This is a genomic window from Paraburkholderia hiiakae (assembly GCF_904848665.1).
Taxonomy (GTDB): domain Bacteria; phylum Pseudomonadota; class Gammaproteobacteria; order Burkholderiales; family Burkholderiaceae; genus Paraburkholderia; species Paraburkholderia hiiakae.
On record NZ_CAJHCQ010000009.1, the window covers coordinates 197,599 to 210,486 of the forward strand.

Here is a 12,888-nt window from a genome sequence, read left to right on the forward strand (position 1 = left end):
TGAAAGGTGGATCGAGACTATCCCTTGCTGCTGCGAGCGCGCGTTGCGCGGAAGTCGGTCGGGCGCTGTCCGGTCCACTTGCGCAACGCCCGATGAAACGCGCTCGGCTCCGCAAAACCGACGGCTGCCGCGACGTCGGCGACTGAGCGGCCCGGCTCCTGCAGCGCCGCGATCGCAAGGTCGCGGCGCAATTCGTCCTTGATCGACTGGCAGCTGTGGCCCTCCTGGCTCAAGCGTCGGCGCAGCGTGGCGGGCGCCACGTTCAGGCGTTGCGCGATGGCGTCGGCATCGGGCCAGGCGGTGACGGGCAGTGCGCGCAGCGCACGTCGCACGCGCGCCGCGAACGAGCCCGGATTGCGGTACTTCACGACGAAGTTGCCCGGCGCGTTGCGCAGGAAGGCCCGCGCCGAGCTGGCGGTCTGGATCACGGGCAACTCGAGAAAGCCGGGCGCGAATTCGAACCACGTGGCCGGCTGGTCGAACGTCATGTCGTCGCAGAGCATGAGCTGGTATTCGTGCACGGCGTCCGGCTGCGCGCAGCGAAAGCGCGCCGCGAGAAGTGGAATGCGCCGCCCCACGAGCCAGCACACGAGTCCATAGACGAGGATGAACCAGGTGGCGTACGCGAACATGCTGGGCGTGTGTTTGCCCGCGCGATGCGAGAGCGTGACGCGCACGCGTGTAGCGTCGATGTCGATCTCGCCCGCCAGATCGTCGAGCACGAGCCGCATGAAACGCACGGCACGCTGCAGCGCCTGGCGGCCCGTGCTGGCGCCGAGCGCCGAGTGCGTCATGGCGATGAAGCTGCCGCTTTTCATCGCGTGCGAGTCCTGGCCGAAGAATTCGTCGTCGAGCGCGCGCGCGATGCCCGACCATAACTGGCCGTACTGCGCCGCGCTCACGCGGGCCTCGGGCGCGCGCAGCACGGCCGGCGCGATGCCGGCGGCATCCGTGAGCGGCGCGATTTCGAGTCCGCCCGCGCGCGCCAGCGCGAGCGTCTCGTTCACGAGGCTCATCGAGATTGTGCCTTTTTCGCTCAGTGTATGAACTTTCGTCGATTGCAAGGAGTCGCGTCCTGTCGGGGTGTGGAAGCCAATATGGTAAATCCGATCAGTGACTTTGAGCGTGACGGGCATCGAATACGGTCGTTTGCGTGCCTACACTTTTCGCAAGCCTTGCAGCCGGGGCCGCATCGCGCCACAGTGGAAGGCAAGCGCAAGAGACACAGGAAGGGGACACACATGGACGAGTTCTATACCGACGACCAGCGCATGATTCGCGACGCCGCGCGCGACTTCGCAAGCGAGCAACTGGCGCCGAACGCGGCGCAATGGGACCGCGACAGCAAGCTGCCCGACGAGGTCGTCAAGCAATTGGGCGAACTGGGCTTTCTCGGCATGATCGTGCCGCAGGAGCAGGGCGGCTCGTACACCGACTACGTGGCTTACGCGCTCGCCATGGAGGAGATCGCGGCGGGCTGCGCCTCGTGCGCGACGCTCGTCAGCGTGCACAACTCGGTGGGCTGCGGGCCGATCCTGCAGTTCGGCACCGACGCGCAAAAGGACCGCTGGCTCGGCAAGCTCGCAAGCGGCGAGTTGATCGGCGCGTTCTGCCTGACCGAGCCGCAGGCGGGCTCCGAAGCGAACAACCTGCGCACGCGCGCCGAACTGCGTGACGGCAAGTGGGTGCTCAACGGCAACAAGCAGTTCGTGACCAACGGCTCGCGCGCGAATATTGCCATCGTGTTCGCCGTGACCGATCCCGACGCGGGCAAGCGCGGCATTTCCGCGTTCATCGTGCCGACCGATACGCCGGGCTTCAACGTTGGGCCGCCCGAGAAGAAGATGGGCATCCGTGCTTCGGACACCTGCCCGATTTCGCTCGTGGACTGCGCGATTCCCGAAGCGAACCTGCTCGGCCAGCGCGGCGAAGGGTTGAAGATCGCATTGGCGAATCTCGAAGGCGGACGCATCGGCATTGCCGCGCAGGCGCTCGGCATCGCGCGCGCGGCCTTCGATGCGGCGCGCGCCTATGCGCACGAACGCGTGCAGTTCGGCGAACCTATCATCAAGCATCAGAGCGTGGCCAATCTGCTCGCGGACATGCATACGCGCATCAACGCTGCGCGCCATCTCGTGCATCACGCGGCGCGGCTGCGCACGCTAGGCAAGCCGTGTCTTTCCGAGGCTTCGCAGGCGAAGCTTTACGCTTCTGAAATGGCCGAGGAGGTGTGTTCGCACGCCATTCAGATTCACGGCGGCTATGGCTTTCTGAACGACTATCCGGTGGAGCGGCACTATCGCGATGCGCGCATCACGCAGATTTACGAAGGCACGAGCGAAGTGCAGCGGATGGTGATCGCACGGCAGCTTTAGTAAGTAATGAGGATGACGAAGCAAATATAAGCGCGTATGCGCCGTGGTATAAGGAGACGACGATGACCGGGTTCACCCCTTCCGCGCAGGCCTTCATCGACGCACGCGAATTTTTGCTGCGTCACCGCACCGACTACGCACGTGCTTATGACGAGTTCGCGTGGCCGAAGCTCGACACGTTCAACTGGGCGCTCGACTACTTCGACGTGATGGCGCGCGGCAACGACAACCCGGCGCTCTGGATCGTCGACGACCTCGCGGACGGCGGCACGCGCTATTCGTTCGCGCAGATGTCCGAGCGTTCGTCGCGCATGGCGAACTTCCTGCGGGAGCAGGGCGTGGGGCGCGGCGACCGCCTGCTGCTGATGCTGCCGAATCGCGTCGAACTGTGGGACGTGATGCTGGCGGCGATGAAGCTGGGCGCGATCGTGCTGCCCGCCACGACGCAACTCTCGCCCGACGACGTGCGCGAGCGCGTGGAAACGGGCGGCGCGCGCTACGTCGTGGTGGACGCCGCCGAACTCCGCAAATTCGATACGCTCGACAAAAGCGTGAAGCGTATTGCAGTTGGCGTGGCGCCCAATGCGTGCGAAGGCTGGATCGATCTCTCGCGCGCGTATGAAGCGAGCGCCGCCTTCGAACCCGACGGCCCGACGCGCGCGACCGACACACTGCTGCTCTATTTCACCTCGGGCACGACGTCGAAGCCCAAGCTCGTCGAGCACACGCACGAGAGCTACCCCGTAGGCCACCTATCGACGATGTACTGGATCGGCCTCATGCCCGGCGACATCCACTGGAACATCAGTTCGCCGGGCTGGGCCAAACATGCGTGGAGCTGCTTCTTCGCGCCGTGGAATGCGCAGGCGTGTGTGTTCGTCTACAACTACGCGCGCTTCGTGCCGAAAGACACGCTCGCCGCGCTCGTGCAATGCGGCGTAACCACGCTGTGCGCGCCGCCCACGGTGTGGCGCATGCTCGTGCAGGAGCCGCTCGCAACGTATGCGGTGAAGCTGCGCGAGATCGTGGGTGCGGGCGAGCCGCTCAACCCCGAGATCATCGAGCGCGTGCGTCACGCGTGGGACATCACGATTCGAGACGGCTACGGCCAGACCGAAACGACCTGCCAGATCGGCAATTCGCCGGGCCAGCCCGTGGTCGCGGGCTCGATGGGGCGCCCGCTGCCGGGTTACCGCGTGCAACTCGTCGACGCCGACGATCAGCCCGCGAGCGAAGGCGAGATCGCGCTGCCGCTTGGGCCAGATTCGGCGCATCGTCCGCTCGGCCTCATGACGGGCTACGCGAACAACGCGAAGGCGAGCGAATACGCCATGCGCAACGGCTACTACCACACGTCCGATGTCGCCTTGCGCCGCGACGACGGCTACTACGTCTACGTGGGCCGCGCCGACGACGTGTTCAAGTCGTCCGATTACCGCTTGAGCCCGTTCGAGCTGGAAAGCGTGCTGATCGAGCACGAGGCGATTGCCGAGGCGGCGGTCGTGCCGAGTCCGGACGAACTGCGTCTCTCGGTGCCGAAGGCCTTCGTCATTGTGCGCCATGGCTACGAAGCGAGCCCCGAACTCGCACGCGAGGTGTTCCGCTTCGCGCGTGAAAAGCTCGCGCCGTACAAGCGCATTCGTCGCCTGCAGTTCAGCGACTTGCCCAAGACCATCTCGGGCAAGATTCGACGCGTGGAACTCCGTCGCCGCGAAATGGAGCGCAGCGCTGAGCCCGCGCGCCAGCCCGACGAGTACTGGGAAGAAGATTTCCCCGAGCTGCGCTGATATCCACACGGAGTCCGAAATGATCGAATTCGAGTACGCGCACGAGGGCGCGGTGGCCCTGCTCACGTTGTCGCGGCCGCCGGCGAACGCCTTTACGATCGACGGTTTGCGGCAGCTTCAGCAGGTCATCGAAGCGTTCGACCGCGAGCCGCAGGTGCGCGCCGTTGTCATTACAGGCAGCGGGCCGAAGTTTTTCAGCGCGGGCGCCGACCTCAATGCCTTCGCCAACGGCGAGCGCGAGGTCGCGCGCACCGCGGCGAGCGCGTTCGGCGCGGCATTCGAGGCGCTGCAGAAGGCGCGGCCCGTGATCATCGCGGCGATCAACGGCTATGCAATGGGTGGCGGCCTGGAGTGCGCGCTCGCGTGCGATATCCGCATTGCCGAGGAGCATGCACAACTCGCGCTGCCCGAGACCGCCGTGGGGCTGCTGCCCTGTGGCTGCGGCACGCAGACCTTGCCTTGGCTGGTCGGCGAGGGCTGGGCCAAACGCATCATCCTCACGGGCGAGCGCGTGAACGCGCAAACGGCGCTGCGCATCGGTCTCGTGGAAGAAGTCGTCGCAACGGGCGGCGCGCGCGAGGCCGCGCTCACCATGGCCGCGCGTGTTGCGGGCTTGAGCCCGCAAGCGGTCACCTTTAGCAAGTCGCTGATCCATCAGGCGCGCAATGGCGTGCCGCGCGGCGCGGCGCTCGCTGTGGAGCGCGAGCGCTTCGTCGATCTGTTCGATTCGCACAACCAGCGTGAAGGCGTCAACGCGTTTCTGGAAAAGCGCAAACCGCACTGGCATATTGAAACGGAGAACTAAGCAATGAATGCAACACCCGCTTGCGCTCAGGCGGCAACGCAAGCCGAAAAAGATGTGCTGTTTCGCGTGGTCAATCGCGTGGCGATCGTCACGCTCAATCGTCCGGCTGCGCTCAATGCGCTTTCGCACGCCATGGTGCGCGAGCTGGCCGTGCTGCTGGAACGCGTGCGCACGGACGACGGCATCGTCGCGCTCGTGCTGGAAGGCGCGGGCCCGAAGGGCTTTTGCGCGGGCGGCGACGTGCGCGCGATTTACCAACTGGCGCGCGAGAAAGCGCGTGAGGGCGCGAACGGCTGGCAGCAATTCTTCATCGACGAATATCGCCTCGATTACGCCCTGCATACGTTTGCCAAGCCGCTCGTCGCGCTGCTCGACGGCGTGACGATGGGCGGTGGCATGGGTCTCGGCCAGGCGGCGTCGTTGCGCGTGGCGACCTCGCGAACGAAGATCGCCATGCCGGAAACGCGCATCGGCCTCTTGCCCGATGTGGGCGCGACGCACTTCCTCGCGAAGATGCCTGTGGAGATGGCGCTATACGTGGGCCTGACCGGCGCGATGCTCAGCGGCACGGACGCGCTGCATTGCGGCCTCGCCGATGCCTGTGTGCCGGGCGAATGGCTCGATGGCTACGAGGCGCATCTCCTGGCCGCACAATGGTCAGGCGATGTGCATGCTTCGTTGCGCGAAGTGTTCGTCGCGCCGTGTCACGAGGCTAACGAGGGCGTGCTCGCAACGCTTACGCCGCTCGTTGTGCGGCATTTCGACCGCCGCCTGCGTGTCGAGCAGATCGTCGCATCGCTGCGCGCCGACCTCGAACACGACCACTCGCAAGCGGAGCGCGCATGGCTCGAAGCCACGCTCGAAGCGCTCACGCACTATTCGCCAACGATGCTCGAAGTCACGCGCGAGGCACTGCTGCGCGGCCGCCAGATGACGCTCGCCGAGTGCTTCCGCATGGAGCTTGGTGTCGTGGGCCGGGCGATCGAGGAGGGCGACTTCTGCGAAGGCGTGCGCGCGCATCTCGTCGACAAAGATCGCAAGCCGCGCTGGGCGCCGGCCACGCTCGTCGAAGTGCGGACCGAACGCGTGCAGCATTTCCTTGCGTCGCCGTGGCGCGCCGAGGCGCATCCTCTGGCGGATCTCGGCGAATAGGTGTCTAGTCGGAGGACTCGCGCGCCGACGGCTCGCGCAGCGCGGCGAGCCGCAGTTCGCGCTCGGCGCTGACCGTTGGCGCGCCATGAGAAGGACGCTGCGCGCGCGCGAGCAGCCGCAGCGTGGCGACAGAACCTGCCACGGCGAGCAGCAGCGGAATCGCCAGATCGTGGTTCACGTGCGTGAATTCGAGAATCAGCACGGTCGCGGTGACAGGCATTTGCATCGACGACGCGAGAAACGCGCCTGCGCCGACGATCGCAAAGGCACCCGGCGAAAGACCGGGCCATACGTGATTCACAAGCCCCGCGATCACGATGGCAAGCAGCGCGCCGTTCGCGAGTCCCGGCGTGAGCAGGCCGCCCTTGGCGCCCGCGCGCAATGTGGTCGTCGTGATGAACACGCGCAGCACGAGCAGCGTGGCCGCGAGGCCGATGCCGAGGTTGTCGTCGAAGCTCAGGCCAGCCGGGCCCTTGCCATTGCCGAGCAACTGCGGAAACCAGATGGCCAGCAGGCCGATGCCCGCAAAATTCACCAATGTGTAGAGCGGCAGCCGCCAGTCCTTCGGCGACGCATCGCGCGCGCGGCTCGTCACGCGTGAGAAGCCGTGTGCCGCTGCGCCGAACAGCGGCCCGCAGAGCACCGACCACACCACGAGTTGCGCATTGATACCGTAGGCTGGCACGTGGTATTGCTGCGCATCGCCGAGACCGATCCATGCGATCACGGCCGCGATGGCCGAGGTGGTGATTGCCGGCACCGCCACCGACCAGCCGAACGTGCCGAGCAGCACTTCGAGCACGAACATCGCGCCACCCAGCGGCACGTTGTACACCGCCGCGAGCCCCGCGCCCGCGCCGCACGCGATCATCACGCGGCGCTCCGCGGCGGTGAGGCCGGTGCGCTTTGCGAGCCAGCTCGCGAATGCGGCGCCGATCTCGCGCGGTGCGACTTCGCGCCCAACCGGCGAACCCATCGCGACGGTCACGATCTGCAGCAGCGCATGCACGGTGGTCGCGAAAATGGGCATGCGCTTGCCGCCCGGCTTGATCGCCGCGCTGATGCTCACGAGCGGACGCGCGTAGCGATAGAGCGCCCACCATCCGCCTCCGCCGATCAACCCGCAGGCCACGAGCACCGCCACGCGCCGCCAGGGCGCGGTATCCGTCACGCCCTGCAGAAAGCTCTCCTCGCCGACGATGTGCCCCGCGCCATAGCCGTAGGCGGCGTGCTGGATCGCGTGCAGCAGCAGCGCGAGCAGCATGCCGCCCAGGCCCGCGCCGATGCCGGTGAGCACGGTCACGATCGCAAGCGTGGCAAGCGGGCTGCGTGGCGGCGGACGATCGGCGTTGGCGCGAGGGCGCGGCGCGGGAGGGGGAGTGAGGGATGACACGGCGGAAAGGCGAGCGTGAAGGTCGCGGGGCGACAGGCTGGCGCCCATTGTAGCGAGGGCATGGTGGCGGCGCGTCCAGCACGTTCAGAGCGGCCGGCATGCCCCGGCACCGCCAGGCAAAAGCGAAAACGCCCGCCGCGAGCCACTCGGCGGGCGTTTGGCAAGGCTAAGCGCTTACAGGTAGCTGCAAACGTAGTCGAGCGTCTCGATCACGTCGATGTCGAAGCGGCTCTTGCCCGGCACCGAGAACGACTCGCCGGCGCCATAGGTCTTCCATTCGTCGATGCCTTCCAGGCGGATGCGGCACTGGCCAGCTTGCACTTCCATCAGCTCGGCAGCGTCGGTGCCGAAGTTCAGCGTGCCCGGCAGGATCACGCCAAGCGTCTTGCGCGAGCCGTCGGCGAACAGCACGGTGTGCGAAACGCACTTGCCGTCGAAGTAGACGTTGGCGCGTTTGACTACGGAAACCTGGTCGAATTGTGCTGCTGCCGTCATGGCGGTCTTCCTCTGTCTTCGTGAATGGAATCGGGCGCCGGGACGACGCGTCGTCCGCGGTGAGGCCGCCATCATACCGGCAGTCGGGCGCGGCGGGGGCTTGGCTTCTACGCCTGGCGTGGGCACCTGGCGCCTGCGCCGTTCGACGAATTGTTCATTGAATATTTACAAACAAATAACAAGTTATTACAATCGCAATAACAAATGAGAATCATGTTCATTCGCAACTAAGCCAATTCGCCGACCAACTCGCTCACTCATGTCCGTCCATTTCCCGACGCGGATGCGCGCTATCGCCTCCGTCGCTGCGCTCTATTGCTCCGGTTTCTTCGCATCGCCTCTCGTTCAGGCGCAAACCGCGCCCGGCTCCGACAGTCCAGCCGCAGCTTCGCCGGCATCGTCCACTGCCGCCGCGGAAAGCACGCTGCCCGCCGTGAAGGTCGTTTCGGCGCCTTCCGACATGCAGACCAAAGCGCTCGATTCGTACAAGTTCACGGCGCCCCTCATCGACACGCCGCGCTCGATCACGGTGATTCCCGAAGAAGTGCTCAAGGAGAAGAACGTCACGACGTTCCAGGACGCGCTGCGCACGGTGCCCGGCATCACCTTCCTGGGTGGCGACGCGGCGGCGAATCCGTCCGCCGATCGTCCTGTGATTCGGGGCTTCGAGTCGCGCAACTCGATCTTCGTGGACGGCATGCGCGACTCGGGCGTGCAGAACCGCGAAACCTTCGACGTGCAGAACATCAGCGTCATCAAGGGCCCGGACTCCGTGTATGCCGGGCGCGGCTCGGTAGGCGGCAGCATCGACATCACGACGAAAACGCCGCAGGCCGACAACTTCATCAACGGCAGCGTGGGCCTCGGCACCGATAGCTACCGCCGCGCCACCATCGACTGGAACCAGACGCTCAACGACACCACCGCGTTCCGCCTGAACGCCATGGGCCACGACGCCGACCAGGCGGGCCGCACCGACGTCTACAGCAAGCGCTGGGGCGTGGCGCCGTCGATCGCGTTCGGCCTGAACACGCCGACCACGGTCACGGTGAGCTACTACCACCTGAACAGTTACGACATGCCCGACTTCAGCGTGCCGTTCCGCTCGACGGGCGGCACGCCGGTGTCATCGAACCGCGGCCAGTTTTACGGCCTGAACACGCGCGATTACCGCTACGGCCAGACCGACACGGGCGAAGTGAAGGTGGAGCACCGCATCAACGACGCGTGGAAGATCAAGAACACGACGATGTTCGGCCGCTCGACGCTCGACTACGTCGCGACCAATCCGCAGCTGACGAACGCGACCTCGAACATCCTGAGCCTGCAAGCCAAGAGCGGCAAGTACGCGACCAACAGCGTTGCGAACCAGACGGAAGCGACCGGCAAATTCGACCTCTACGGCATGCGCCACACGTTCACGGCGGGCGTGGAATTCAGCCACGAGCAGGACCTTTACGAGGGCTATCTCGTGACCGATTCAGCGGGCAACAACATCCGCTCGGGCGGTCCGTGCTCGATCGCGTACAACTGCGCGTCGATCAACAACTGGAATCCTAACAATCCGTGGACGGGCAGCATCGTCCTGAACGGCGACAAGAGCTTCCCGGGACCTGCCACGCATACGCAGACGAATATCGCTTCGGCGTACATGTTCGACAGCGTGCAGCTTTCCGAGCGCTGGATCTTCAACGCGGGCTTGCGTTTCGACCGCTATGACGTGAGCGCGCAGCAAGCGGGCGTGGCCGACCTGTCGAATACGTCGAATCTTTTCAGCTACCAGTTCGGCCTCGTGTTCAAGCCGGTGCCGACCTTGAGCCTCTATGCGTCGTACGGCACCTCGGCGAATCCGCCGGGCTCGAATTCGGGCCTGGGCGGCGGCACGGACCAGATCACGGCGACCAACAAGGATCTCGCGCCCGAGCGCTCGCGCAACATCGAAGTGGGCGCGAAGTGGGACGTGCTCGATCAGCGCCTCTCGCTCACCACGGCGTTGTTCCAGACCGACAAGACCAACGCGCGCGTGAGCGATGGCCTGGGTGGCACGATCAACGCGGGCTCGCAGCGCGTACGCGGTTTCGAGTTTGGTTTCGCGGGCAATGTGACGAACAAGTGGTCTGTGTTCGGCGGCTATTCGTACCTCGATGCAATCACGATCGACGCCGGCCCGGCGAGCCCGGCGCTCTCCGGCCTGCCGATGGTGATGGTGCCCAAGCACAACTTCACGCTGTGGACGAGCTACGACGTGTTGCCAAAGCTCACGGTGGGTGCGGGCGCAACGGTTTCGAGCCTCACGTATGCATCGGTTTCGGCGACTTCGCGCAAATGGACGCCGGGCTATGCGCGCTTCGATGCTTCGGCCACGTGGCGTGTGTCGAAGAAGGTCGATCTGCAGCTCAACGTGAACAACATCTTCGACAAGGCGTACTACCAGAGCGCGTACCCGATTTACGCCACCTGGGCGCCAGGCCGCTCCGCGGTGGTGACGGTGAACTTCTATCAGTGATCGCTAGCGGCAACGCATGAAAAAAGGGGCGCTCGTCACGGAGCGCCCCTTTTTCGTGGCCTGCAAGAATCAGCGCGGCCTCACTCCGGCTTCACCGCCACCGAAGCCTCGGCAGTCAGCATCATGAACGTGAAGCTCTCCTGCAGATAGAGCTTCACGCTCCTGTCGTCATGGGAAGAGTAGCCGATCGACACATCCTGCCCGAGGTGGAACGCGAAATCCCCGCCACGCGTACTCAGGATCGCGCCGCCTTCAATGGCCGGCGCCCAGATGATCTCGCCATTCACGAGACGGCGAATGTGCTCGAGAATCGGATAGCCCTGGTCGCTCGCTTCGCTCACCGCCGTGTAGGCATCGGAGCCGAGCAGCACCGCATACGGGCCGTCCACGCCTTGCAGACGCAACTGTTCGAGCGCCTTGGCGATGACCGTGGGGTAGTCGGCGATATCGGCCGGCAGCGGCAGAATCGGGTTCGACGAGCCTTCGCGAATGCCCGTGATCTGCGCAGCCGTGTAGCCGTCGAAAATCGCGCGGTCTTCCGCGAACGCGAGGCGCGTGGCCGCGTCCTTGGCCGGCTGCCAGTCGGAGTCTTCGGCGCCGCGCTCCACGTCGTCGATGGCGTCGCGCGAAAGCTCGAACGGCACGCGCAATTCCACGATCGCCTTCACTTCGCGCTGGCGTGCGCGGATGCCTTCCAGCGGCGCTTCGATGCCGTTCTGGTGGCCGGTGCCGACTGCCGCGAGCGCCGGGCCGCCGGGGCCCTCGACGTCCACGACGCGGCGGCCCGCGAGCGAGCGCTTGAAGGTGCGCGCGACTTCTTCTTCGATTTGCGACCACGCGGCCGTGGAAATGGGCGCCAGCTCGCGATGGAGGTTATTCATACCGGGGTGCTCCTTTGAGGGATCCGATGGCGAGCGAGCCGTCCGCGCTGGGCGCAGCGGCAGGCTCGGTGTCTGTTTCCGATGAATCGGCGGCGCTCACATTCATGGTGGGCGCGGCGCCCGGGTCGACTTCGGCGAGCGCTTCGAGGAGCGGCTGCGAAGGCACGAAGAACAGGCCGCCCGTGACGGCGCGGCTGAAGTCGAGCAGCCGGTCGTAGTTGCCGGGCGGCAGGCCGACGAACATGTTTTCGAGCATCTGTTCGATCGGCTCGGGCGAGCGCGCGTAGCCGATGAAGTAGGTGCCGAATTCGGCCGAGCCGGGCCGGCCGAACGGCATGTTGTCGCGCAGGATCTTGATCTCGTTGCCCGCGTCGTCTTCGAGCGTGGTGAGCGAACTGTGCGACCAGCTCGGCTTCACGGCTTCGTCCAGTTCGATGTCCTGGAGCTTGGTGCGCCCGATGATGTGTTCCTGTGCCTCGACGGGAAGCGCGTTCCAGCCTTTCATGTCGTGCATGTACTTCTGCACGAGCACGTAGCTGCCACCGCAGAATTCGGGATCTTCGTTTTCGCCGATCACCGTGAAATGAACGGCTTCGTTGCCCGTGGGATTTTCGGTGCCGTCAACGAAGCCGATCATCGCGCGCATGTCGAAGTTGCGAAAGCCGTGCACTTCGTCCACGGTCGTGACCGCGCCTTCCAGGCGCGTCATGAGCTGGGTGGCCAGTTCGAAGCACAGGTCGGTTTCGTCGGCGCGGATGTGCAGCAGGATGTCGCCCGGCGTGGCGATAGCCTTGCGCTCGCCCGTGCCGAATTCGCGGAACGGATGCAGGCCGGCCGGGCGCGGCTCGCCGAACAGCTTGTCCCATGCGTCGGACGAAAAGCCCACCACGCACGAGAGATTGCCAGCCGGCACGCGCTTGCCCACCGCGCGCACGAGGTTGGCGACGTCGGCGCACCAGGCGCGTACGGTGGCGCGGCTCGCGGCGTCTTCGTTGACGGTGGCCACGATGAAGAAGGCATTGCGCGTGACGGCGCTGGAGACGGACTGCGGTTCCTGCGTGAGAGAGGCCGGCGTCATGGTGTGGGGTATCGCCTGGAAGTCGGGTTAGTTTCGCTGTGCCCGCATAGTTTAGCCAATGTCGCAAAAAAGAGCGGTTTGCAGGCGAGAGGCCGACCGTGCGAGGATAGTGAGCATCATGGCCATAGTGGAGACACACCATGTGGGACCACACCGAGCATGAAGGCTTCGAGATCTGGGTGCTGCCGATTCCGGCGTTCGGGCCGCGCGCGCCCGAGCCGCTGTTCCACTACAGCGGCTACATCTGCCGCCACGGCGCCGACGCCCATGTCGAAGGACGCAGCGTGCGTTTTCACGACATGATGCGCAATTACACGGGCCCCAACGCCGCGCTCGACGCCGCCTACGCGGACGCGCGCAAGCGCATCGACCGCTTCCATGCCACGGGAAGCTGGGGTGAGAGCACGGCCTGAGCT

11 protein-coding genes are annotated in these 12,888 nt (G+C 65.5%); 6 read left to right on the plus strand and 5 right to left on the minus strand.

What is annotated here, in order from left to right:
- Window positions 1-17: 17 nt before the first annotated feature.
- Window positions 18-1,016: an AraC family transcriptional regulator gene (locus JMY28_RS19030; protein ID WP_236596928.1), complete on the minus strand. Its 999-nt coding sequence runs from the start codon at window positions 1,014-1,016 to the stop codon at window positions 18-20.
- A gap of 225 nt (window positions 1,017-1,241) precedes the next feature.
- Here JMY28_RS19030 and JMY28_RS19035 point away from each other — a divergent pair, with 225 nt between their 5' ends.
- The 4 genes from JMY28_RS19035 to JMY28_RS19050 all read left to right on the plus strand — a co-directional run bounded on the left by JMY28_RS19035 (window position 1,242) and on the right by JMY28_RS19050 (window position 6,119).
- The gene (locus JMY28_RS19035) at window positions 1,242-2,375 is read left to right on the plus strand and encodes an acyl-CoA dehydrogenase family protein (RefSeq protein ID WP_201697450.1); all 1,134 of its coding nucleotides are present in this window, start codon (window positions 1,242-1,244) and stop codon (window positions 2,373-2,375) included.
- A 62-nt stretch (window positions 2,376-2,437) separates the two neighbouring features.
- Entirely contained in the window at window positions 2,438-4,162 is a 1,725-nt protein-coding gene (locus tag JMY28_RS19040) for an AMP-binding protein (RefSeq protein WP_201697451.1), read from the plus strand.
- Between the two features lie 19 nt (window positions 4,163-4,181).
- Window positions 4,182-4,967, plus strand: coding sequence for an enoyl-CoA hydratase (locus JMY28_RS19045; RefSeq protein ID WP_201697452.1), 786 nt, complete (start codon window positions 4,182-4,184; stop codon window positions 4,965-4,967).
- Window positions 4,968-4,970: 3 nt separating this feature from the next.
- On the plus strand, window positions 4,971-6,119 hold the full coding sequence (locus tag JMY28_RS19050) for an enoyl-CoA hydratase/isomerase family protein (RefSeq protein WP_201697453.1): 1,149 nt from the start codon (window positions 4,971-4,973) through the stop codon (window positions 6,117-6,119).
- A 4-nt stretch (window positions 6,120-6,123) separates the two neighbouring features.
- Here the strand turns inward: JMY28_RS19050 and JMY28_RS19055 are convergent, their stop codons facing one another.
- Together JMY28_RS19055 and ppnP are read right to left on the minus strand one after the other, a co-directional pair.
- Window positions 6,124-7,512 carry a chloride channel protein gene (locus JMY28_RS19055; RefSeq protein WP_236596929.1) on the minus strand — a complete coding sequence of 463 codons (1,389 nt, stop codon included), beginning with the start codon at window positions 7,510-7,512 and terminating at the stop codon, window positions 6,124-6,126.
- 174 nt (window positions 7,513-7,686) lie between these two features.
- Complete coding sequence (gene ppnP, locus JMY28_RS19060) at window positions 7,687-8,007, minus strand: pyrimidine/purine nucleoside phosphorylase (protein ID WP_201697455.1); 321 nt, start codon at window positions 8,005-8,007, stop codon at window positions 7,687-7,689.
- A 259-nt stretch (window positions 8,008-8,266) separates the two neighbouring features.
- On the opposite strand from ppnP, the gene JMY28_RS19065 reads away from it, so the two are divergent.
- Window positions 8,267-10,513, plus strand: coding sequence for a TonB-dependent receptor (locus JMY28_RS19065; RefSeq protein WP_201697456.1), 2,247 nt, complete (start codon window positions 8,267-8,269; stop codon window positions 10,511-10,513).
- Between the two features lie 80 nt (window positions 10,514-10,593).
- Here JMY28_RS19065 and JMY28_RS19070 read toward each other — a convergent pair whose 3' ends face one another.
- Together JMY28_RS19070 and JMY28_RS19075 are read right to left on the minus strand one after the other, a co-directional pair.
- Window positions 10,594-11,394 (minus strand): family 1 encapsulin nanocompartment shell protein, encoded by an 801-nt coding sequence (locus JMY28_RS19070; RefSeq protein ID WP_201697457.1) that lies wholly within the window; start codon window positions 11,392-11,394, stop codon window positions 10,594-10,596.
- On the minus strand, window positions 11,387-12,472 hold the full coding sequence (locus tag JMY28_RS19075; RefSeq protein WP_201697458.1) for a Dyp-type peroxidase: 1,086 nt from the start codon (window positions 12,470-12,472) through the stop codon (window positions 11,387-11,389). Before JMY28_RS19075 ends, JMY28_RS19070 begins: the two co-directional genes overlap by 8 nt.
- A 140-nt stretch (window positions 12,473-12,612) precedes the next feature.
- Between JMY28_RS19075 and JMY28_RS19080 the strand changes: the two genes are divergently transcribed.
- Window positions 12,613-12,885, plus strand: coding sequence for a hypothetical protein (locus JMY28_RS19080; protein WP_201697459.1), 273 nt, complete (start codon window positions 12,613-12,615; stop codon window positions 12,883-12,885).
- The last annotated feature ends 3 nt before the right edge of the window (window positions 12,886-12,888 follow it).

Bases quoted from the DNA above. Each gene is read 5' to 3' on its own strand.
- ppnP (WP_201697455.1), bottom strand. From the start codon at position 8,007: ATGACGGCAGCAGCACAATTCGACCAGGTTTCCGTAGTCAAACGCGCC.
- JMY28_RS19050 (WP_201697453.1), top strand. From the start codon at position 4,971: ATGAATGCAACACCCGCTTGCGCTCAGGCGGCAACGCAAGCCGAAAAA.
- JMY28_RS19045 (WP_201697452.1), top strand. From the start codon at position 4,182: ATGATCGAATTCGAGTACGCGCACGAGGGCGCGGTGGCCCTGCTCACG.
- JMY28_RS19030 (WP_236596928.1), bottom strand. From the start codon at position 1,016: ATGAGCCTCGTGAACGAGACGCTCGCGCTGGCGCGCGCGGGCGGACTC.
- JMY28_RS19040 (WP_201697451.1), top strand. From the start codon at position 2,438: ATGACCGGGTTCACCCCTTCCGCGCAGGCCTTCATCGACGCACGCGAA.
- JMY28_RS19035 (WP_201697450.1), top strand. From the start codon at position 1,242: ATGGACGAGTTCTATACCGACGACCAGCGCATGATTCGCGACGCCGCG.
- JMY28_RS19070 (WP_201697457.1), bottom strand. From the start codon at position 11,394: ATGAATAACCTCCATCGCGAGCTGGCGCCCATTTCCACGGCCGCGTGG.
- JMY28_RS19080 (WP_201697459.1), top strand. From the start codon at position 12,613: ATGTGGGACCACACCGAGCATGAAGGCTTCGAGATCTGGGTGCTGCCG.
- JMY28_RS19075 (WP_201697458.1), bottom strand. From the start codon at position 12,472: ATGACGCCGGCCTCTCTCACGCAGGAACCGCAGTCCGTCTCCAGCGCC.
- JMY28_RS19065 (WP_201697456.1), top strand. From the start codon at position 8,267: ATGTCCGTCCATTTCCCGACGCGGATGCGCGCTATCGCCTCCGTCGCT.